Here is a 21,036-nt window from a genome sequence, read left to right on the forward strand (position 1 = left end):
TGAGGCTGAATCGGTTTCCGATTGGTTAATGCCCGTCACCCGCCATACGGGCAGTTGCCCGGCGCACAACCATGTGCAGCAAGATCGAAAATACGCCCAAAGTCAGCATTGCAGCGAACATCAGATCGGTTTTGGCCCGCCCATTGGCCAGCAGCATCAGATATCCCAGGCCTTGCGACGATCCGACCCACTCGCCAATAACCGCTCCGATAGGCGCGTAAACCGCTGCAAGCCGCATCCCCGATGCCAGAGACGGCAAGGCAGCAGGTATGCGGATATGCCATAGAACCGTGCGCTTGCTCGCCTGCATCGTCCGTGCAAGGTCCAGATACCCCGTGGGGGTGCGCATCAATCCGTCAAAGAAGGACGACGTGATCGGGAAGTAGATGATCAGAACCGCCATCGCCACTTTGGACCACAGGCCGTATCCCAGCCACAGCGTCAAAAGCGGAGCCAGCGCAAACACGGGCAAGGCCTGAGTAAACACCAACATTGGTTGCACCAGGACCCGCGCGGCGCGAGAGTCTGCCAATTGCAGCGCAGTGATCACGCCCAGAACGGTGCCGCAGGCAAAACCGATAACAACCTCTACACCCGTAATCCAGGTATGTTCGGCAATCAGCCAGCGGTTTTGCCACCATGTTTCGGCCACCAGGGCAGGCCCGGGCAGGATGAACTTGGGCAAGCCGGTCAACGACACGATCGCCTGCCAGACGGCAACGGCAAACAACGTCGCGGCGATTGCTGAAAGGTACTTCACGCAGCCTCCTCGCGCAGCAGTCGCAGCAACGCACCTTGCGTTTCCAGCGTCTCAAGATCATCCACGTTTCGGGGTGCGGCGGCGTGCGGCGGTTGGCACGGGGTCAGACCGTGTTGCGTCATAACGACGATTGACTGCCCCAATCGTGCGGCTTCGCCCGGATCATGGGTCACCAATAAAACGGTGCGTCCCTGCAACGCCTCCGCGGCCAGATCCTGCATATCCGCGCGGGTTCGGGCATCTAGGGCCGAAAAGGGTTCGTCCAACAGGACGATCGGCCGATCTTCCATCAAAGTACGCGCAAGGGCCACCCGTTGCCGTTGCCCGCCCGACAGTTCCGCTGGTTTCTTGTGCAGATGATCCTGCAGCCGCATCCGTTCGATCAGCCGGTCACGCCGGGCAAGGTCGGGTTTTTCCCGGCGCAACCGGGCGCCGATCGTGACATTTTGCGCAACTGTGGCCCAAGGCAGCAACAGATCGCTCTGCGCCATGTAAGCAACACGTTCCGGCACGGACAAACCATCGCTGGCGGTCACGGTTCCGGTGAACTCTGCCCCGGTTTCAAGCCCGGCTATAAGCCTTAGCACCGTGGTTTTTCCAACGCCCGACCCGCCCAGCAGACAACTCCATTGCCCCGCCGCTAGGGTCAGGGTGAGCGATGCGAACAACGTCGCACCATCAATGGTTGCCGTACCATCAATGACGAGGTCAGGCGCGGGTGTCATGGGGTCAGGCCCATTTGCCAGAAGTTGACCTCAAGCTCCGTTGCCGTACGGAAGGTCTGACACAACCGCTCCCATCGGGGCGATGCTTGGAAATCCGCTCCAATCCGCCGTGTTAGAGCCTGATCCAGTAACTCTCCGACCGCGGCGCAGGCATCCTGATAGTCCTGCGCGGCATAGGTGTTTATCCAGTCGCGATAGGCGTCCGATGTCGCCTCGGATGCCAGACGCGCGCCGATCTCACCATAGCCCATCACACAGGGTGCCAGCGCGGCCAACAGGTCCAGCAAATCACCGCTGTATCCGGCTTCAAGCACAAAGCGAGTGTAGGCCAGGTTCTCGGCCCGCTCGGGCGTCGCAAAAAGCTTCTCGCTTGAAATGCCCTCGGCCTCGCATATGCCGACATGTAATTGCATTTCCTCTGCCACCAACGCGTTGACCGTCCCGACAGCAATCAGCATCTCTGGGTGGGTTTCCGACTTCACAACCGCAAGCGCCCACGCCCGTGCAAAATGGATCAGGAACACGTAATCCTGCCGCAGGTAGTGCAGGAACGCCGCGCGCGGCAGCGTGCCATCCTTTATGCCTTCGACAAAGGCGTGGCGGGTATAGTCCCGCCACGGTCCCTGAGATGCATCGCGCATCAGGGCAAAGGCTCTGCCGTACGTGCTCATTTCGCGGTCACGTCAATGGCAATGTCACTCACCGGTTTGATGCTATCGATCATACCGCTGTTTTTCAGAAACGCCTCAAAATGCGAATACCGGCCTGCATCCAATGCAGCGGGGCGCAATGCGAACCGAGGCAGCGTATCGACCCAGGCGCGGGCGTTCAGTTCGTCCTGCAGTTCGGTCGATGTGGACGCGAAGATCTCCCAGCTTTTTTCGGGGTTATTGACGATGTATTGGGTCGCTTTTTCCGTTGCCGCCAGAAAACCAGTGATTTTCTCAAGGTCCATCGTTTCGGGATTGGCCACGTAGATCAGCTCGTCATAGGGCGGCACGCCCTCTTCCTCGATGTAGAAACAGGTGCCCGGAGCGCCTTCGATGTCCATCTGGTTCAGTTCGAAATTTCGATACGCACCAATGACCGCATCAACCTGACCGGACATCAGGGAAGGCGACAGCGAGAAATTGACGTTGATCAGTTCCACTTCGTCCAGCTTGACACCGTATTTGCCCAGAACGGTGCTTAGAACAGCTTCTTCAACGCCCGCGACCGAGAAGCCGATTTTCTTGCCCTTCAGGTCTGCAGGCGATTTGATCGGACCATCTTTGAGGACCAGCAGGCAATTCAACGGCGTTGCAACCAATGTCCCCACGCGTTTCAGGGGCAAACCCTCGTGGATTTGCAAATGCAGCTGCGGCTGGTAGGACACCGCCAGATCGGCCTGACCTGCGGCGACCAGACGTGGCGGCGCCGAGGGATCGGCGGGCGGAACGATTTCCACATCCAGCCCCTGCTCGGCAAAGTACCCGTTTTCCTGCGCCACGATAATCGGACCGTGGTCGGGGTTGATGAACCAATCCAGCAGCACGGTCATCTTGTCTTCGGCCCAGGCCGGCGCTGCGGTCAGAAGGGCGATGGCTGTCATCAGCTTTTTCATGTCTCGCGGTTCCTTTCCTCACGAGGTTGAGGCCGCGACGAGAACAATCTCGCCGGACCAATCCGGTTGAATTCGTTCGGCCGCACGCCACGCGCGCAGCCCCGTGGCACAGCACAAAGCGAGCCTTTGTTCCTTGTTAGGCTCTGTTTTCAGCGCGTCTGGTCCAATACGACGGGCATTCGGGTGAATGGGTTCCGGCGCTTCTTCCGCACCGCGAAGCTCAACGATCAGATCGTCCGAGGTCAGCTGGCATGGCGCGACAAAACGGAAGAACCCGCCCGGTTCTTTGGCATCGTCAAAACGAAAGGACGAGCTGCGGCAGGTTCGGCCGTCAAAATTCACCATCTGCCCAAGCGGGGAAGGACCAAGACCAAGGATCAAACGCAGTGCCATCTGCGCCTGCATGGCGCCAATCATGCCGACGACAGGGCCCAGCACACCTGCGGTTGCGCAGCTTGCACCGCTGTCGGGGATATCGGGGAAAACCGCGCGCAATGATGGGGCACCGCCGCAAAACCCGCCGACATATCCCCCCAGCCCAAGCGCCGAGGCGCTGATCAATGCTGTATTTTTCGCCAGACAGTTATCCGAAAGGATATAACTGGCCGCATAGCTGTCCGCGCAGTCGAGCACCAGATCAACCTCTTGGATCAATCCCGGGGCGTTTTCCGCCGTCAGGACCTGGTCAAGCGGTTCGACACGCACCGCGCCATTCAGGGCCCGACACCTTTGCGCTGCAATCTCGGCTTTGGGTTGGCCACAATCCTTTTCAGTAAAGAAAGTCTGCCGGTGCAAGTTCGACAACGCGACGCTGTCGCCATCCATGATTTTCATGTATCCGATGCCCGCCCCGGCCAACAGCGGCAAGACCGCTGCTGCCAAACCGCCCGCGCCAACCACAAGGACCCGTGCGTCGGACAGGCGAGCCTGACCGGCGTCGCCGACCTCTGACAGGATCATCTGGCGGGAATAACGGCTCATCTCGTCGCCTCGATCCATTGCCGCACACGCGCCTCCGGGTCCGGGTTCAGCGTGATGTCGGTCACGACCGAGACAATGTCGGCACCCGCCGCCAAAACACCGGGCGCGCGTTCGACGCTCATCCCGCCAATCCCGACCAATGGAATCGCTCCGACGCGTTGCTTCCATTCCGTCACACGCGGCAGCCCCTGCTCGTGCCATTTCATCTTTTTCAGGATCGTTGGATAGACAGGCCCAAGCGCGACATAGTCGGGATCCATGGCCAGAACCCGCTCCAGCTCGTCATCATCATGGGTGGAAACCCCCAGTTTTAGACCCGCTTTTCGGATTGCCTTGAGGTCTGCATCATCAAGATCCTCCTGCCCCAGATGAATCCAGTCACACTGCGCCTCGATCGCGTGTTGCCAATAGTCATTGACGACAAGGACTGCGCCATGGCGTCGGCACAAATCTCGGGACAGCGCGATTTCATCTGTCACAACATCCTCGGACTGATCCTTTATTCGCAGTTGCACCAGCTTCACGCCCAGTGGCAGCATACGGCGCAGCCAATCCGCATTGTCGAAAATGGGATAGAAACGATCCAGCGTCATGACAGAAATGCCTTTCCGATCACCGGCGTCGATGGTTCAGCCATGTCTCGTTGCTCAATCGGGTCGGCCTGATAGGCGCGCTGCCCCGCCTCGATAGCAAGGGCCATGGCGCGGGCCATTTCAACCGGATCGCCTGCGCGGGCCACCGCCGTGTTAAGCAGCACCGCGTCATATCCCAGTTCCATCGCCTGGGCAGCATGGCTGGGCACTCCGATACCAGCGTCGATGACCAAAGGCACATCCGGAAACGCCGCCCGCATTGCCCGCAAGGCGTAGGTGTTCGACAGACCGCGGCCCGACCCGATCGGAGCGCCCCAGGGCATCAGGACCTCGCACCCGGCCTCGAGCAGCCGCTCGCCAACGATCAGATCATCGGTTGTATAGGGAAACACCCGGAACCCGTCTTCGGTCAGGATACGCGCCGCTTCGACCAGTTGAAAAACGTCAGGTTGCAAGCTGTCCGTGTGGCCGATCAGTTCCAGCTTGATCCATTTCGTGTCAAATACCTCGCGCGCCATTTGGGCAGTCGTCACCGCCTCTTTGACCGTGTGACACCCGGCCGTATTGGGCAGGACCGTCACACCCAGATCGCGGATCATCTGCCAAAAGGCCTGACCTGCCCCGGATTCCCGGCGCAAGGATACAGTCGCCACACTGGCACCGCTGGCCCGAAAAGCCTGCTCCAGAATGGCTGGGCTGGGATATTGCGCGGTTCCCAACATCAGGGCATTGGGCAGCTGGGTGCCATAAAAATCCTTCATCCCTAGCCCCCCTGCATCGGTGACAGGACCTCAACCCGGTCGCCATCCTTCAATCGGCAGGACATGCGCAGGCTGGATGCCACGAATTCCTCGTTGACGGCCGTGGCGACGCGACCGGTCAAGCCGCATTCGGTCAAGAGGTCGGTCAGCGTCATCGCCTGAACCACACGTGGTTCACCGTTAAGTATGATCTTCATCAACCATCTCCGAATGTGTGTTCTCAAGCGCCAGGTCGGCCACGCCTTCTGCCAACGCAGGAGCAAGAAGATAGCCATGGCGGTAGAGACCATTGGCATAAATCACCCGCCCCCGCCGGCGGATACGCGGCAGGTTGTCAGCAAAGGCCGGGCGGAGATCAACGCCGATTTCAAGCACTTCGGCCTCACCAAATGCGGGATTCAGCGCATACGCCGCGCTGAGCATTTCCAGCAGAGACCGGGCCGTAATCCGAGTGCGGTCCTCGGATTCAATCATGGTCGCCCCCAGCATGTAAACGCCATCACCTCGCGGAACCACGTACAGGGGCAGGCGCGGATGCAACAGTCGAACGGGACGGGTCAGGCCTACATCCGGGCAACGGATCACAAGCATCTCACCTTTGACGCCCCTCAAATCCGTCAGCACGTCCCGCGCCGCCAAGCCACGGCAATCCACCGTGTTTCCAAGGTCGCCCGGCGCAGGCTGGTGGCGGATGTCCACGCCCATCTCCTGCAGGCCACGGCACAGGTCATGCAGCGCTTTCCGGGGATTAAGATGCGCTTCTTGCCGGAAGTGGAGCCCCTTGGCAAATCCATGCAGATCAGGCTCTAAATAAGCAATTTCTTCGGTTTGGACGTCCTGAAACCCTTCGGTTCTTCGGGCAAAGCGGCGCAGGTCGGGTAAGTCCCGCTTGGCCGCGACAACCAGAGTGCCGCAGCGATGAACCTCGGTTTTGTCGGCCCACCATTCGATGGCCTTCTGACCCAGCCGCAGCACCGGTTCTTCCGCGTTTTCAAACTCGCACCACGGGGCCAACATGCCTCCGGCCCACCACGAACAGGCATGTGCGCCCGGCAGACCGTCCTTGTCATACACCGTCACCGATGCACCCCGCCGGGCCAGTTCGGTTGCGACAGCCAGGCCTGCGACACCCGCACCTATGACGGACCAATCGCTCACGCGCCCCAAACCTCGTGAAAGTGATGAACCGGGCCGTGTCCGCTGCCAATCTCAAGCTCATCAGCCCGTGCGATTGCACCTTGCAAATAGCCGTGCGCCTGAGCCACGGCTGGTATCAGATCCAAACCGCGCGCCAAACCGGCTGCAATGGATGATGACAAGGTGCACCCGGTTCCATGAGTGTTCTTGGTGCCGTTGCGCAGCGCCTTGAAGTCACCGATCACGCCGGAAGTGTCGATCAGCAGGTCGTGGCAAACCTCTCCGGTTGCGTGCCCGCCTTTCATCAATACCGCTTTGGCCCCCAGGGCCACCAGATCCTGTCCCTGTCGGAACATCTGCTCTGGTGTTTTCGCCGTCTCATTCTGTAACAGACGCGCTGCCTCGGGCAGGTTGGGTGTCAGGACCGTGGCGCGCGGCAACAGTACTTCGCGCAGTGTCAGAACCGCATCCTGCTGCAGCAAGGCGTCTCCGGACTTTGCGATCATGACGGGGTCAAGAACGACCGGGCCAGCGTATCCGTCGATGGCCTTTGCAACTTTCTGAATGATCTCAGGCGTTGCCAGCATTCCGATCTTTATGGCTCCGACGTCCAGATCGGTCAGAACAGCTTCTATCTGCGCCGAGATCACATCGAGCGGTATTCCATGAACGGCGGTTACGGCCTGCGTATTCTGGGCGGTTACGGCGGTTATCACGCTCGCGCCATAAACGCCCAGCGCCGACATTGCCTTGAGGTCCGCCTGAATACCGGCGCCGCCACCACTGTCAGATCCCGCTATAGTCAACGCAATATGCGCCATTCGTTGCTCCGGCTTCTATGGGCAACGCGGTTCGGAAAACGCCTGTGTGCATGACACCGTTCCCTCCGCCGGTATTGCCCGGATCAGGTTCGATGGGTTAACGCAGTCGCGCCTCTCAGCCCCCTGATCGGGGCACCCCAACGGTTGCGGCGGACAATCTCAGACGTCGCGATGGAAATCAAGAAATAAACGTGCGTGGCTAAGGCCAGTAGGCACTGCCAGATAAGGCCAAATGAACACCGGATCCCGCTTCATCTGGCCAAAAATATCCCGGGGGAGTCGCCCGCAGGGCGGCGGGGGCAGAGCCCCCTTGAGCGCGCAGTTCAGCCCTTCATGCCGTCCCAGAAAGACTTCACCGATGAAAAGAAGCTCTTGGATTCGGGGTGATTATCCTCGCCCAGATCTTCGAATTCTTTCAGCAGCTCTTTCTGGCGGCTGGTCAGATTGACCGGGGTTTCCACCGCAAGTTCGATGAACATGTCCCCGATGCCGCCGCCGCGGAGGGCAGGCATGCCCTTGCTGCGCAGGCGCATTTGGCGACCCGATTGGCTGCCTGCCGGGATCTGGACCCGACCTCGGCCGCCATCGATGGTGGGCACTTCGATCGAACCGCCCAGCGCGGCCTTGGCCATGCTGACGGGCACGCGGCAATAAAGGTTCACGCTGTCGCGTTCGAACAATTTGTGCTCGGAGACCTCGACAAAGATATAGAGGTCGCCCGGTGGGCCACCGCGCATGCCGGCCTCGCCTTCGCCCGCGAGGCGAATACGTGTACCGGTTTCGACGCCTGCGGGAATGTTGACCGACAGCGCCCGGTCTTTTTCGACACGGCCAGACCCCTGACAGGATTTACAAGGGTTCTTGATGATCTGACCCAGACCGTTACAGGTCGGGCAGGTGCGTTCGACTGTGAAAAAGCCCTGCTGTGCGCGGACCTTGCCCATACCGGAGCAGGTCGGGCAGGTTGTGGGTTCTACACCGCCTTCCGCGCCCGTGCCATCACACGCGGAACAGGCGACGGCAGTTGGAACATTGATGGTTTTTTGCAAGCCTGCATAGGCTTCTTCCAGTGACACGCGCAGGTTATAGCGCAGGTCCGAGCCGCGCGCGGCGCGACGTCCACCGCTCCCGGGGCGCTGGCCACCCATGAAGTCGCCAAAGAGGTCATCGAACACGTCCGAAAACGCGCTGGAGAAATCTCCCTGTCCAAAGCCGCCACCGGGACGACCGCCACCACCGCCCATACCGTTCTCAAAAGCGGCATGTCCAAAACGGTCATAGGCGGCTTTTTTGTCGGCATCGCGCAGGACGTCATAGGCCTCGTTGGCCTCTTTGAACTGCGTTTCGGCGTCCGGGTTGTCCTTGTTGCGGTCCGGGTGAAGCTCTTTGGCTTTGCGGCGAAAGCCCTTCTTGATCTCATCCGCCGAAGCGCCTTTGGACACGCCGAGCACATCGTAATAGTCGCGTTTTGACATCAGTGTTTCCTTGTGCCTCAACGTGTTCGGGCCGGCCCGGCAACCGGACCGGCCCGAATTGGCCCGGTTACCCGTTAGTTACGCTTGTCGTCGTCCAGATCTTCGAACTCGGCATCGACGATATCGTCGTCACCCGGTGCCGCATCCGCGGCGGCCGGTTCGTCATCCGCCTCTTCCGACTGCGCCTTGTAGATCGCTTCGCCCAGCTTCATGGCCGCTTCGGTCACGTTCTGGATGCCGGACTTGATCTTGTCGGCATTGTCCGATTCGAGTTCGTCCTTGAGCGCGGCAACGGCCAGTTCGATCGCTTCGACGGTCGACGGATCGACCTTGTCGCCATGTTCTTCGATCGACTTCTCGGTCGCGTGGACAAGGCTTTCGGCCTGGTTCTTCGCCTCGACCAGCTCTTTGCGGGCCTTGTCGGCTTCGGCGTTTTCCTCGGCGTCCTTGACCATCTTTTCGATGTCGTCATCCGACAGACCGCCAGAGGCCTGGATCGTGATCTTCTGCTCTTTGCCGGTGCCTTTGTCCTTGGCCGAAACCGAGACAATGCCGTTGGCGTCGATGTCAAAAGTCACCTCGATCTGAGGCATGCCGCGCGGTGCGGGCGGGATTTCTTCGAGGTTGAACTGACCCAGAATCTTGTTGTCCGAAGCCATTTCGCGCTCACCCTGGAACACCCGGATGGTCACGGCGTTCTGGTTGTCTTCAGCCGTCGAGAAGACCTGAGACTTCTTGGTCGGAATGGTCGTGTTGCGGTCGATCAGGCGGGTGAACACACCACCCAGCGTCTCGATGCCCAGCGACAGCGGGGTCACGTCCAGCAGAACCACGTCTTTGACGTCACCCTGCAGAACACCGGCCTGAATGGCGGCGCCCATGGCAACCACTTCGTCCGGGTTCACGCCTTTGTGGGGCTCTTTGCCGAAGAACTTGGTGACCTCTTCGATCACCTTTGGCATCCGGGTCATACCACCGACCAGAACAACCTCGTCCACGTCGCCAGCCGACAGGCCCGCGTCTTTCAGGGCTGCCTGGCAGGGCTTCATCGACTTCTTGATCAGGTCCGCAACCAGCGATTCCAGCTTGGCACGGGTCAGTTTCATGACCATATGCAGCGGCTGACCGTTCGACCCCATCGAGATGAACGGCTGGTTGATCTCGGTCTGCGAGGTCGAGCTGAGTTCGATCTTGGCTTTCTCAGCAGCTTCTTTCAGACGCTGCAGGGCCATCTTGTCAGCGGACAGATCGACGCCGTGTTCCTTTTTGAACTCGTCCGCCAGGTAGTTGACGATGCGCATGTCAAAGTCTTCACCACCCAGGAAGGTATCGCCATTGGTCGACTTGACCTCGAACAGGCCGTCGTCGATTTCCAGAATGGTCACGTCGAAGGTGCCGCCACCAAGGTCATAGACCGCGATGGTTTGGGTTTCTTCCTTGTCCAGACCATAGGCCAGTGCGGCAGCCGTCGGTTCGTTGATGATCCGCAGCACTTCCAGACCGGCGATTTTACCAGCGTCCTTGGTGGCCTGACGCTGAGCATCGTTGAAATAGGCCGGGACGGTGATGACCGCCTGCGTGACGTCCTCACCCAGATAGCTCTCGGCGGTTTCCTTCATCTTGCCCAGAGTGAAGGCCGAGATCTGGCTTGGGGAGTACTTTTCACCGCGGGCTTCAACCCACGCGTCACCATTGCCGCCATCGACGATGGCATAGGGAACCATTTTCTTGTCTTTTTCGACTTCGGCATCATCCACGCGACGACCGATCAGACGCTTGACGCCAAAGATCGTGTTGTCGGGGTTGGTGACCGCCTGACGTTTTGCAGGCTGACCGACCAGTCGCTCATCTTCGGTGAAGGCGACGATCGAGGGCGTGGTCCGCGCCCCTTCGGCGTTTTCGATGACCTTCGGCTGCGAGCCGTCCATGATGGCCACGCACGAGTTTGTGGTCCCTAGGTCAATCCCGATTACTTTTCCCATTTTTGCAATCCCTTTCTCTTCAAGGCGATGTCCCGAGGCCGGGACCCGTTATGGCATCCTTGCCCCGATCTGATTTGCGCGAATGGCTCTACACCATCGCGCGTCTCGGCGTATATAAGGGCGTGACCAGAGGCCTGCAAGCGTTCAGAAATGCAGCTTTTCGGGAATCTTGGACCTTTTTTGACAACGATACGGTAAGGAATGGGGAATCCGCGATGACACAGCTGCTTTTGCGCGGGTTCGACATCCGAAAGTGCTATCTGGAAACAAGCGCTCAGTCCGCCCTTGTCGATGTGCTTCGACCGATTCTGAAATCCGCGCCCCTGTTTCATCCAACAACGCCGTCCGGAAAGAAGATGTCCGTGCGAATGACGTCGGCCGGAGAGTTGGGTTGGGTGTCGGACAAAAACGGCTATCGGTATCAGGGAAAGCACCCAAAAGGCGGCGTATGGCCCGCAATCCCGGAAGAGATCATGACAATATGGCGCGATGTGACGGGATCCGAGCGTGCGCCCGATTGTTGCCTGATCAACTATTACGGCGAAGGCACTCGGATGGGCATGCATCAGGACAAGGACGAAGTTGATTTTTCGTGGCCGGTCGTCTCCGTCTCTTTGGGGGATGACGCCCTATTCAGAATTGGCAATACGACGCGCGGCGGTAAGACAGAGTCGATCTGGCTTGGGTCCGGTGACGTGGTGATCATGGGCGGGCCAGCGCGGCTGGCCTATCATGGGATAGACCGGATCCGCTTTGGCTCATCCAGATTGCTGCCAAAAGGCGGGCGCATAAACCTGACGCTGAGGGTCGCGACCTAGCGACGGGCATTCCAACTGTTCGAGACCTGTTTGCGCGTGTAGAACTCGGCCATCAACCCGATCAATGTCAGCACGATGCCGACGCACAGGGCGTATTCCCAATTGGTATTTCGCGGGAAATAGTTGCGAAACACAAACCCGCGACACTGGTCTATGATGTGAAATAAAGGGTTCCACGCAAACATGGTCAGCATGAAGCCGCCCAGCGCGTTTGCAACAAACATCTTGCCGGAAAACACCATGTTCAACCGGCGATACACCGTGGACAGAATTCCGGACACGCGGGGGAACCACGGTTGAAGCGCCAGCAGCACAAGGCCCACGGCGCACCCTGTGAACCATGCCAGAACCAGCATCGCAAACGCACCGCCGGGATCCTGAACCTCCAGCGGCGCAATCGCCATGCTGTAGCCAAACAGGATTATCAGAATAGATGCCAACTGTGTATAGAACGTCCCAAAAGCCGACGCCAACAGCATGACCATTCGGTTCATGGGTGAATGCAGCATCATCGGATTATTGCCTGATCCCGCCCCCGCGATCGCCTTGACGGACTTAATATGCGTCAAGAACAGAAACACGCCGGACAGCAGGAACAGAATGAACTCTCCGCGAATTTTGGCGACGCGCGTGCCCATAAGCGAGAGGATGAAATAGAAAACCGTCACAATCAGAATCGTCTGGATGATGTTGATGATGATCGCAATCACGGCATTGGAGTGCTGAGACCGGATATTCCGCACAACCGCATGAAAGATGAGTTCGGCGGTCGTGAAAGCCCCGCCAAACAAACTCTGGTTTCGTTTGTACTGGAACACGCGTCTACTCTTTCCTGCTGCGTCACCGTCACTCTGGCACGAAATTCTTGCCGTTCCGTATCCGGCGCAGCATAAGGCCGTTAGAAATTTGGATCAACAAACCATCAGATCGGAGCTTTTTTGTGACCTATGACAGCCTCATCCCAGTCCTCAGACGCCTCGCCTTACAGGCCGGGGACGTCATCATGGGAATTTACGACGCGGATGACTTTGAGGTGAAGGTCAAATCCGATTCCAGCCCGGTGACCGAGGCGGATGAAGCCGCCGATGCCCTGATCTCGGAAGGATTGCGCGCGGCTTTTCCGGGTGTTCTTCTGGTAACCGAAGAACAGGCGGCCTCGCATTCGGAAAAGGATGACATGTTTCTGATTGTCGATCCGCTGGACGGCACAAAGGAATTCATCAACCGGCGCGGCGACTTTACGGTGAACATCGCTTTGGTCGAAAACGGTGTGCCGACCCGTGGCGTGGTTTATGCGCCAGCACGCAAGCGACTGTTTTACACGCAAGCGGATGGGCAATCGGTCGAGGAAACCGGCGCTCTGGACAAGGATCAGGCTGGGGCGTTGACCCCCATATCAGTCTCTAACCCGGACAATTCGGCGCTGATGATCGTCGCGTCCAAATCCCACCGGGATCAGGCGACCGAAGACTACATCAACAAGTATCAAGTGCGTGACAGCAAAAGTGCAGGATCTTCTTTGAAATTCTGTCTGGTTGCCACGGGTGAGGCTGACCTTTACCCACGTGTCGGGCGCACGATGGAATGGGACACCGCCGCGGGTCACGCCGTGCTTTCCGGCGCAGGCGGCACGGTTGTGCGCTTTGACGACCATTCGCCGCTACGATATGGCAAGGACGGCTATGCAAATCCGTTCTTTATCGCCTACGCTCCGGGTGTTGAATTGAAGGAAGCCTGATGTCCGTTCTGATTGTCATTCCAGCGCGTTATGCCTCGACCCGCTATCCGGGCAAGCCACTTGTTCCGCTGACCGGGGCCAGCGGCGCCACGATGACCTTGATCGAACGATCCTGGCGCGCCGCGATGGCCGTGTCCGGTGTCGATCGCGTTGTTGTCGCAACCGACGATGAGCGTATCCGCGACGTATCAGAAGGTTTCGGGGCCGAGGTCGTCATGACCTCGGACACCTGTCGCAATGGCACCGAGCGCTGTGCAGAGGCGCATGCGGCATTGGGCGGTGGTTACGACATTGTGGTGAACCTGCAGGGTGACGCGCCTTTGACGCCGCACTGGTTTATCGAAGATCTGATAACAGGCCTGCGCAACGCGACAGACGCCGGGGTGGCCACTCCGGTCCTGCGGTGTGATGGCGATGCGTTGAACGGGTTGCTGAACGATCGCAAACAGGGGCGAGTTGGTGGGACGACGGCGGTGTTCGGAAATGACCACAGCGCGCTATATTTCTCGAAAGAGGTGATCCCCTTTACGGCAGAAACGTATGACAGCGCAGATCAGACTCCGGTTTTTCACCATGTCGGCGTCTATGCCTATCGACCCGATGCGCTGGCGGCTTATCCCGGTTGGACCACGGGCCCGTTGGAGGGCTTGGAAGGTTTGGAGCAATTGCGATTCATGGAAAACGGCCGCAAAGTCTTGTGTGTGGAAGTAGAAGCACGAGGCCGCCAGTTCTGGGAGTTGAACAACCCGCAGGACGTCGCCAAGATCGAAGAAATGATGGCTGCGATGGGTCTTGAATGACCAATATTCTGGTTACAGGTGGTGCCGGATACATCGGCTCTCACGCTTGCAAGGCGCTGGCGCGGTCCGGCTACACACCAATTACCTATGACAACCTCTCGACCGGTTGGCAGGATGCCGTGAAATTCGGACCGTTCGAACAGGGCGACCTGCGGGATCGGGCCCGGCTGGATGATGTTTTTGCCGCGTACAAACCTGCCGCGGTTATGCATTTCGCCGCACTTAGCCAAGTGGGTGAGGCGATGGCTCAACCCGGCAAGTACTGGTCAAACAATGTCGCGGGCTCGCTCGCGCTGATCGAGGCTGCGGTTGCAGCGGGATGTATGAGGTTTGTGTTTTCCTCTACCTGCGCGACCTATGGAGAGCATGACAACGTGGTCCTCGACGAGAACACGCCGCAACATCCGCTGAACGCTTACGGGGCATCGAAACGCGCAATCGAGGATATCCTGCGCGACTTTGAGGCTGCGCATGGCCTGAACCACGTCATCTTTCGGTATTTCAACGTCGCTGGTGCGGACCCTGAAACCGAAGTGGGCGAGTTCCACCAGCCCGAGACCCATTTGGTGCCGCTGCTGCTGGACGCAATTGACGGAAAGCGAGAGGGGCTGACCGTTTTCGGAACCGATTACGACACACCAGATGGCACCTGTATTCGCGACTATGTTCACGTTTGCGATCTTGTGGATGCGCACATTCTGGGTTTGAACTGGTTGGAACAGGACAACGGCAGTCGGGTATTCAATCTTGGCACGGGGTTCGGATTTTCGGTGATGGACGTTATCGAGAAATCCCGGACCGTGACAAACCGTGCAGTCCCTTTCACCATAGGCCCGCGACGTGCAGGCGATTGCACTCGGCTGGTATCCGGATCAACAAGGGCGGAAAAGGAACTGGGCTGGTCGCCCAAAATGTCAACGTTAGAGACGATGATAGGCGATGCATGGCGCTGGCATCAAACCGGAAGTTATCAAAAATGAGGTTGCGGTGACGTCGCTTTGCCAGGACGCACCGCCACCGGGCTGGACGCAGCGGTATCGGCTGCGCCTCAAACGCAAGCGTCTTTTGTGGCGATCCTTTCGCAGCCGCCGCCAACTCACGAGCGTGGCAAACCGCACCCGTCAGATCTCAACAGGCGCCGTTCTTGCGTTCGCGACAATTCGTAACGAGATCGTCCGCTTGCCCCGGTTTTTTGATCACTATCGCCGGTTGGGGGTGGATCACTTTCTGGTCGTCGACAACAACAGCGACGATGGAACGGCCGAATTTCTAAAGGATCAGCCGGATGTGTCATTGTGGCAGACCCAAGCCAGTTATCGCGACGCGCGGTTTGGACTGGATTGGCTGACATGGTTGCAAATGAAATACGGCCATGGGCACTGGACGTTGATGATTGATGCGGACGAATTGCTGATCTACGCGGATCATCAAACACGCAATTTGCATGAACTGACACAGGATCTTGATGCGCGGGGGCAGCTGGCATTTGGCGCGCTGATGCTGGACATGTACCCGGAAGGGCCGTTGGGTACTCAAAGGTATGATCCGCAGTCGGACCCAACCAAGCTTTTGTGTTGGTTTGACAACGGGCCATTCAGGGTTCAGCGGCAACAGCCTTTGGGCAATCTGTGGGTGCAGGGTGGTGTCCGGGAAAGGGCGTTCTTCCAAGACCGGACCGACAGATCACCTACGCTGAACAAAATCCCGCTTGTCCGGTGGTCGCGAAGGTTTGCTTATATAAACTCAAGCCATTCCGCGCTGCCACGGCGGTTGAATTTTGCGTATGACGGACCGGGGGGCGATGCCCCGTCTGGCATCTTGCTGCATACAAAGTTTCTGCCTGAAATCACCGAAAAGTCGCGCATCGAAAAGTCCCGAGGTCAGCATTTTTACAACCCCGAACAGTTCCGATCATACTATGACGCAATAGTCGCGGCACCCGATCTTTGGACATCCAAATCGGTCCGGTTCACAGGATGGGAACAGTTGGTCGATCTGGGGCTTATGAATGCGGGGTCCGAGGGCTGAACTGATGCCCGCGGGACTCAGGGGGGAAGTATACCGGATTTAAACCCGTTGCTTCGCAAAGTGCAAAAGTGTCATAAAACATCAATTGCCCGGCACCACTCAGGCCTCGGCCATCTTCGGGCAAGCTCGCGTAAAAGGGGTAGGGCAGTCGCGTGAGCCTTTTGGATTCCTATCGCATGAGGTTGCGGCGCAAGCGCCGCCTTTTGCGCTGCATCCGTAAACGTCGCGAATTGAAACCTGCCCAAAGCAACGCGTCTGCGATCCAGCCCGACGACATTCTTTTGATGAGCGTCATCCGCAACGAGAAAATTCGGCTGCCATATTTTCTGGACTACTACCGCGCGCTTGGGATCAATCACTTTCTGTTCGTCGACAACAACAGCGACGATGGTTCTGCCGAGTATCTTGCGCAACAGGCCGATGTTTCGCTTTGGCATGCCAATGCCAGTTACAAACAGGCCACATTCGGCGTCGATTGGGTCAACTACCTTCTGCGCAGCTTTGCCCACGACCACTGGGTGCTAACCGTCGATCCGGACGAATTCTTTGTCTACCCGTTCTGCGACACAAGGCCCATAAGGGCGTTGACCGATTGGCTGGACGACACCGGCGTACGCAGTTTCGGCACCATGCTGATCGACATGTATCCACGCGGCCCTATTGAGGCGTCACCCTATCACGAAGGGGAAGACCCGTTCGAAATCGCGCCATGGTTCGATTCCGGGAACTACATGATCACCCGGAACCCGGCCTATGGAAACTTGTGGATACAAGGCGGCCCACGCAGCCGCGTGTTTTTTCAGAACACGCCGAAAAGCGCCCCGGCGCTGAACAAGATACCGCTGGTCAAGTGGAACCGCCGATACACCTATGTCAGCTCAACCCATGCCTTGTTGCCGCGCGGATTGAATCAGGTCTACGAACAAAGGGGGGGTGAGAAAACCAGCGGGGCGTTGTTGCACGCCAAACTGATCGACACGCTTGGCGACAAAGCGCGCGAGGAAATGCAGCGCGGCCAGCACTATCGCGCGTCGGACGAATACCGCGCCTATGCGCAACAGCTCGAAACGCGTCCCGTGTTCTGGAACACCTTGTCCGAAAAATACATAAACTGGCGCCAGCTTGAGATTCTGGGCCTGATGTCCAAGGGAAACTGGGCATGAGCAGCCTGGGCATCGTCATGCTTGTGCATACGGCGCTGGACCGGGTCGAGCAGGTTGCCCGGCACTGGACTGCATCGGGTTGCCCCGTCGTGATCCATGTGGACCTCAAAGTCGCCAAACCAGACTATGCAAAACTCGTGAACAGATGCGGTGACGATCCGCTGATCCTGTTTTCAGAACGCCATGTCTGCGATTGGGGGCGGTGGGGGATCGTCGCCGCTTCGCAATCCGCCGCAGGGCTGGTGTTGGACCGGTTCCCGGATGTACGCCATGTCTACCTGTCCTCGGGGGCGTGCCTGCCGTTGCGACCGATCGAAGATCTGATCACGTACCTGGCGGACCGCCAGCGCGTCGATTTCATCGAAAGCGCAACAACACGCGACGTCACCTGGACAATCGGCGGGCTGGATCTGGAACGCTTTACCCTTCGGTTTCCGTTTTCATGGCGCAAACATCGCAGACTGTTCGATGCCTATGTCCGTCTGCAACGCGCCCTCGGCATTCGCCGCGCGATCCCTGAAGGCCTTGTTCCACATATGGGAAGCCAATGGTGGTGCCTGACGCGGCAAACATTGTCTGCGATCCTGCAGGACCCCAACCGCAAGGTTTACGACCGTTACTTCCAAAAAGTCTGGATACCCGACGAAAGTTACTTTCAGACGCTGGCGCGGCTTTACTCTACCCATATCGAGAGCCGGTCGCTGACCTTGTCGAAATTCGACTACCAAGGTCGGCCACACATGTTTTATGACGATCATCTGCAATTGCTTAGACGGTCAGACTGCTTTGTCGCGCGCAAGGTCTGGCCCGGCGCGGATCGTTTGTATCAGGCCTTTCTGGCGACGCAGAACAGCGCTATGAAACCGGCCGAGCCTAACCCCGGAAAAATCGACCGCCTATTCGCCAAAGCGGTCGAGCGGCGCACACGCGGGCGCGATGGTCTTTACAATCAAAGCCGGTTTCCCCGGCCCAGCGCGGGGTGCGGCCTGACGGCCCACCCATATTCGGTGCTTCAGGGCTTTACCGAACTTTTCGAGGATTTCGAGACTTGGTTGGCAAATGCAACCGGGGCCCGTGTTCACGGCCATCTCTACGCCCCGGACAAGGCTCAATTTGCGGGCAACGAAACCATGTTGAACGGGGCGCTGAGCGATTGTGCTTCGCTGCGGGATTATAACCCCGAAGCGTTCCTGACAAACCTGATCTGGAACACGCGAGGCGAGCGTCAGTGCTTTCAGTTCGGTCCAGCCGACAACCAAAAAATCAACAGTTTGATGGCGCGCGACAAGAATGCCCGCGTTTCCGTCATAACTGGTGCCTGGGCCGTTCCGTTGTTTCGTTCCAACATGAACTTTGCCGACATCCGGACCGAGGCCGCGCGCCTGCAACAGATCGAGACAAAGCAGTTGAAAGTACTGAACTCTATCGGTGACAAGGCCGGGCTTCGCATCTGGTCGATGGCCGAATTCGTCGAGTCGCCGATGGAACCTTTACAGTCCGTAATTGATGAGATTGGCCCAACACAGCCCAGCCATGTGACCGAGGCACCAACAATGGTTGATCTGACCGGGTTTGGAAAGTTCCTTCAAAACCTGAAAAATCAGGGCATGCACCCATATCTGATGGGCGATTTTCCAGCCGACGATGTGTTTGGCAGCCAAGGCAAGCCCTTCCGAAAACCCTATCTTGTAAAATAAGGCGCGATGACCCCCGATTTTGACTATTTCATCGTGCTTGCCGACATGCGAACAGGCTCGAACCTGCTGGAGCAGCACCTGAATTCGCTCGACGGGGTCACGTGTTTTGGCGAGGCGTTCAACCCATACTTCGTGGGCCTTCCGAAGCTGTCCGAGATGCTGGGCTTCACACCTGAAATCCGCGACCGTGATCCGCTGGCCCTGATTGACGCCATCCGCGCGGCACCCGGTGAACTGAACGGATTCCGTTTCTTCAGCGATCATGATGCGCGCGCGTTAGAACCAGCTTTGGACGATCACCGCTGCGCCAAGATCATCCTGACGCGCAACCCGTTGGACAGCTACATTTCATGGAAAATTGCCGTTGAAACGAAACAGTGGCGGCTGGTGAACATCAAACAGCGACGCGAGGCACAGATCACCTTTGACGCCGAGGAGTTCACCGAGCAAGTGGACCTGCGACGGACGTTTCAGCACACGGTGCTGAACCATCTTCAGAAAACCGGACAAACGCCGTTCTACATCGCATATGAAGATTTGAACGACACACAGGTTTTGAACGGGCTGACCAAGTGGTTGGGGATCAAGGCACGATTTGCCGAACTCGAGGAGCGCTTACGGCGACAAAATCCCGCCTCTGCCTTGTCCAAGGTCACCAACCCCGCGGATGTCGAGGCGGCGGTATCCGGTCTCGATCGGTTCAATCTGTATCAAGTCCCAAACTACGAACCGCGTCGCGGCCCGGCAGTTTCGCGCCATGTCTGCGCGGCCAAGTCGCCATTGATGTACTTACCGGTACGTGGTGGTCCGGAACCGCAGGTAGCGAAATGGCTGGCGGATCTGGACGGGGTTGGATCTGCGGAGCTTCTGACCGAGCGCAGCCAAAAACAGGTGCGTGACTGGATGCAATCCAACCCCGGACATCGTAAATTCACTGTGCTCCGTCACCCGCTGGCACGCGCGCATTCCGTGTTCTGCACCCGTATTCTGAGCACCGGCCCCGACGCCTATGTCAAAATTCGAAATATGATGCGCAACCGGTACAAGCTTCCGATCCCTGAAACGGTCGAGGGGGGCGAATACTCAGAAGATCAGCACCATGCTGCTTTTTCTGCTTTTTTGCAGTTTCTGCAAAACATTCTGACCGGCCAAACACCGATACGAGTGGATGGCCTGTGGTGTTCGCAGGCGCAAATGCTTGAAGGAATGGCAGCTTTTGCGTTGCCCGATTTGATTCTGCGCGAGGAAGACCTGGCCACTGCCCTGCCCGATCTGGCAAGGCAGGTCGGGCACACAAACCCGCCGAAGCCGGTTGTGACGGAACCAGATACGCCATTCGAACTTGCACGGATCTACGATGCCAAGCTCGAGGCACTGGCCAGAAAGACCTATCAGCGGGACTACTTGCTGTTCGGGTTCAGTAATTGGTCACCGATCACGGGCGCAGAGTGATGATCGTGCCTTCGTTGACCATGGCGTAAATTTCTTCCATTTCGTCATTCTTGACCGCGATGCATCCCGCTGTCCAATCCGACGTTTTCTTGGCGCGCTTGCGCTCAGAGCGTCGATTGGGCTGTCCGTGTATGAAAATATCCCCGCCGGGATCGACCCCTGCCGCCTTGGCCTGAGCGATGTCCGACGAATTTGGGTATGAAATGCCCAAAGACAGGTGATACCGGCTGCGCGGGTTGCGCCGATCTATCAGATAGGTTCCTTCGGGCGTGCGTCCGTCGCCCTTGCGGGTCTTGGTACCGGCGGGCGCAAAACCCAAATCCACCTTGTATTCCTTGAGTATCTTCTCGTTATGCAAAAGATACATTTTCCGGGCGCTCTTATTGATGACCAAAGAGGTCACCTCGGGCCCGTTGTAACTTAGAAATCTGGGGTTGGCTGAGGCACATGCCGAAAGGCTCAGCGTAGCCATTGCCCCTAGTCCAAATGCTCGACGATCCAT

At 58.2% G+C, this 21,036-nt stretch carries 22 protein-coding genes and 1 riboswitch; of the genes, 8 read left to right on the forward strand and 14 right to left on the reverse strand.

The genetic code is table 11. The features are described 5' to 3' along the window. Nucleotides 1-25: 25 nt before the first annotated feature. From RA28_RS21070 to dnaK, 12 genes are all read right to left on the reverse strand, one after another. On the reverse strand, nucleotides 26-760 hold the full coding sequence (locus RA28_RS21070; protein WP_039533100.1) for an ABC transporter permease: 735 nt from the start codon (nucleotides 758-760) through the stop codon (nucleotides 26-28). After that, nucleotides 757-1,485 carry an ABC transporter ATP-binding protein gene (locus tag RA28_RS21075; protein WP_039533101.1) on the reverse strand — a complete coding sequence of 243 codons (729 nt, stop codon included), beginning with the start codon at nucleotides 1,483-1,485 and terminating at the stop codon, nucleotides 757-759. Before RA28_RS21075 ends, RA28_RS21070 begins: the two co-directional genes overlap by 4 nt. Next, nucleotides 1,482-2,156 carry a thiaminase II gene (gene tenA, locus RA28_RS21080; RefSeq protein ID WP_039533104.1) on the reverse strand — a complete coding sequence of 225 codons (675 nt, stop codon included), beginning with the start codon at nucleotides 2,154-2,156 and terminating at the stop codon, nucleotides 1,482-1,484. Before tenA ends, RA28_RS21075 begins: the two co-directional genes overlap by 4 nt. Further along, complete coding sequence (locus RA28_RS21085) at nucleotides 2,153-3,088, reverse strand: ABC transporter substrate-binding protein (protein ID WP_039533105.1); 936 nt, start codon at nucleotides 3,086-3,088, stop codon at nucleotides 2,153-2,155. The genes tenA and RA28_RS21085 overlap by 4 nt, the downstream gene beginning before the upstream one ends. Before the next feature lie 18 nt (nucleotides 3,089-3,106). After that, entirely contained in the window at nucleotides 3,107-4,087 is a 981-nt protein-coding gene (locus RA28_RS21090; RefSeq protein WP_039533107.1) for a HesA/MoeB/ThiF family protein, read from the reverse strand. After that, nucleotides 4,066-4,662: a thiamine phosphate synthase gene (locus RA28_RS21095; protein WP_039533110.1), complete on the reverse strand. Its 597-nt coding sequence runs from the start codon at nucleotides 4,660-4,662 to the stop codon at nucleotides 4,066-4,068. The genes RA28_RS21090 and RA28_RS21095 overlap by 22 nt, the downstream gene beginning before the upstream one ends. Next, entirely contained in the window at nucleotides 4,659-5,423 is a 765-nt protein-coding gene (locus RA28_RS21100; protein ID WP_039533112.1) for a thiazole synthase, read from the reverse strand. Before RA28_RS21100 ends, RA28_RS21095 begins: the two co-directional genes overlap by 4 nt. 2 nt (nucleotides 5,424-5,425) lie before the next feature. Further along, the gene (gene thiS, locus RA28_RS21105) at nucleotides 5,426-5,620 is read right to left on the reverse strand and encodes a sulfur carrier protein ThiS (protein WP_039533114.1); all 195 of its coding nucleotides are present in this window, start codon (nucleotides 5,618-5,620) and stop codon (nucleotides 5,426-5,428) included. After that, nucleotides 5,604-6,581, reverse strand: coding sequence for an FAD-dependent oxidoreductase (locus RA28_RS21110; protein ID WP_039533116.1), 978 nt, complete (start codon nucleotides 6,579-6,581; stop codon nucleotides 5,604-5,606). Before RA28_RS21110 ends, thiS begins: the two co-directional genes overlap by 17 nt. Further along, complete coding sequence (gene thiD, locus RA28_RS21115; protein WP_039533118.1) at nucleotides 6,578-7,381, reverse strand: bifunctional hydroxymethylpyrimidine kinase/phosphomethylpyrimidine kinase; 804 nt, start codon at nucleotides 7,379-7,381, stop codon at nucleotides 6,578-6,580. Before thiD ends, RA28_RS21110 begins: the two co-directional genes overlap by 4 nt. Nucleotides 7,382-7,424: 43 nt before the next feature. Then, nucleotides 7,425-7,531: riboswitch (TPP riboswitch) on the reverse strand. A gap of 173 nt (nucleotides 7,532-7,704) precedes the next feature. After that, on the reverse strand, nucleotides 7,705-8,856 hold the full coding sequence (gene dnaJ, locus RA28_RS21120) for a molecular chaperone DnaJ (protein ID WP_039533121.1): 1,152 nt from the start codon (nucleotides 8,854-8,856) through the stop codon (nucleotides 7,705-7,707). A 74-nt stretch (nucleotides 8,857-8,930) separates the two neighbouring features. Further along, a complete protein-coding gene (gene dnaK, locus RA28_RS21125; protein ID WP_039533123.1) occupies nucleotides 8,931-10,838 on the reverse strand; it encodes a molecular chaperone DnaK in 1,908 nt (635 codons plus the stop codon). 215 nt (nucleotides 10,839-11,053) lie between these two features. On the opposite strand from dnaK, the gene RA28_RS21130 reads away from it, so the two are divergent. Continuing rightward, the gene (locus RA28_RS21130) at nucleotides 11,054-11,656 is read left to right on the forward strand and encodes an alpha-ketoglutarate-dependent dioxygenase AlkB family protein (protein WP_039533387.1); all 603 of its coding nucleotides are present in this window, start codon (nucleotides 11,054-11,056) and stop codon (nucleotides 11,654-11,656) included. On the opposite strand, the gene RA28_RS21135 is transcribed toward RA28_RS21130, so the two are convergent. Next, nucleotides 11,653-12,474 carry an ABC transporter permease gene (locus tag RA28_RS21135; protein ID WP_052261554.1) on the reverse strand — a complete coding sequence of 274 codons (822 nt, stop codon included), beginning with the start codon at nucleotides 12,472-12,474 and terminating at the stop codon, nucleotides 11,653-11,655. The genes RA28_RS21130 and RA28_RS21135 overlap by 4 nt on opposite strands. A gap of 122 nt (nucleotides 12,475-12,596) precedes the next feature. Here RA28_RS21135 and cysQ point away from each other — a divergent pair, with 122 nt between their 5' ends. The 7 genes from cysQ (at nucleotide 12,597) to RA28_RS21170 (ending at nucleotide 20,534) form a co-directional block, all read left to right on the forward strand. Further along, nucleotides 12,597-13,394 carry a 3'(2'),5'-bisphosphate nucleotidase CysQ gene (gene cysQ, locus RA28_RS21140; protein WP_039533127.1) on the forward strand — a complete coding sequence of 266 codons (798 nt, stop codon included), beginning with the start codon at nucleotides 12,597-12,599 and terminating at the stop codon, nucleotides 13,392-13,394. Then, nucleotides 13,394-14,194, forward strand: a complete 801-nt coding sequence (locus tag RA28_RS21145; protein WP_039533129.1) for a 3-deoxy-manno-octulosonate cytidylyltransferase — start codon at nucleotides 13,394-13,396, stop codon at nucleotides 14,192-14,194. Before cysQ ends, RA28_RS21145 begins: the two co-directional genes overlap by 1 nt. Next, complete coding sequence (galE, locus tag RA28_RS21150) at nucleotides 14,191-15,174, forward strand: UDP-glucose 4-epimerase GalE (protein WP_039533132.1); 984 nt, start codon at nucleotides 14,191-14,193, stop codon at nucleotides 15,172-15,174. The genes RA28_RS21145 and galE overlap by 4 nt, the downstream gene beginning before the upstream one ends. Before the next feature lie 7 nt (nucleotides 15,175-15,181). Then, nucleotides 15,182-16,222: a glycosyltransferase family 2 protein gene (locus RA28_RS21155; RefSeq protein WP_039533389.1), complete on the forward strand. Its 1,041-nt coding sequence runs from the start codon at nucleotides 15,182-15,184 to the stop codon at nucleotides 16,220-16,222. Between the two features lie 176 nt (nucleotides 16,223-16,398). Further along, a complete protein-coding gene (locus RA28_RS21160; protein WP_039533134.1) occupies nucleotides 16,399-17,385 on the forward strand; it encodes a glycosyltransferase family 2 protein in 987 nt (328 codons plus the stop codon). Next, the gene (locus RA28_RS21165) at nucleotides 17,382-19,082 is read left to right on the forward strand and encodes a DUF5927 domain-containing protein (RefSeq protein ID WP_039533136.1); all 1,701 of its coding nucleotides are present in this window, start codon (nucleotides 17,382-17,384) and stop codon (nucleotides 19,080-19,082) included. The genes RA28_RS21160 and RA28_RS21165 overlap by 4 nt, the downstream gene beginning before the upstream one ends. A 6-nt stretch (nucleotides 19,083-19,088) precedes the next feature. Continuing rightward, nucleotides 19,089-20,534, forward strand: coding sequence for a sulfotransferase family 2 domain-containing protein (locus tag RA28_RS21170; RefSeq protein WP_039533137.1), 1,446 nt, complete (start codon nucleotides 19,089-19,091; stop codon nucleotides 20,532-20,534). On the opposite strand, the gene RA28_RS21175 is transcribed toward RA28_RS21170, so the two are convergent. Further along, complete coding sequence (locus RA28_RS21175) at nucleotides 20,518-21,036, reverse strand: L,D-transpeptidase family protein (RefSeq protein WP_039533141.1); 519 nt, start codon at nucleotides 21,034-21,036, stop codon at nucleotides 20,518-20,520. The genes RA28_RS21170 and RA28_RS21175 overlap by 17 nt on opposite strands.

The sequence above is a fragment of the Ruegeria sp. ANG-S4 genome, assembly GCF_000814005.1.
Taxonomy (GTDB): Bacteria; Pseudomonadota; Alphaproteobacteria; order Rhodobacterales; family Rhodobacteraceae; genus Ruegeria.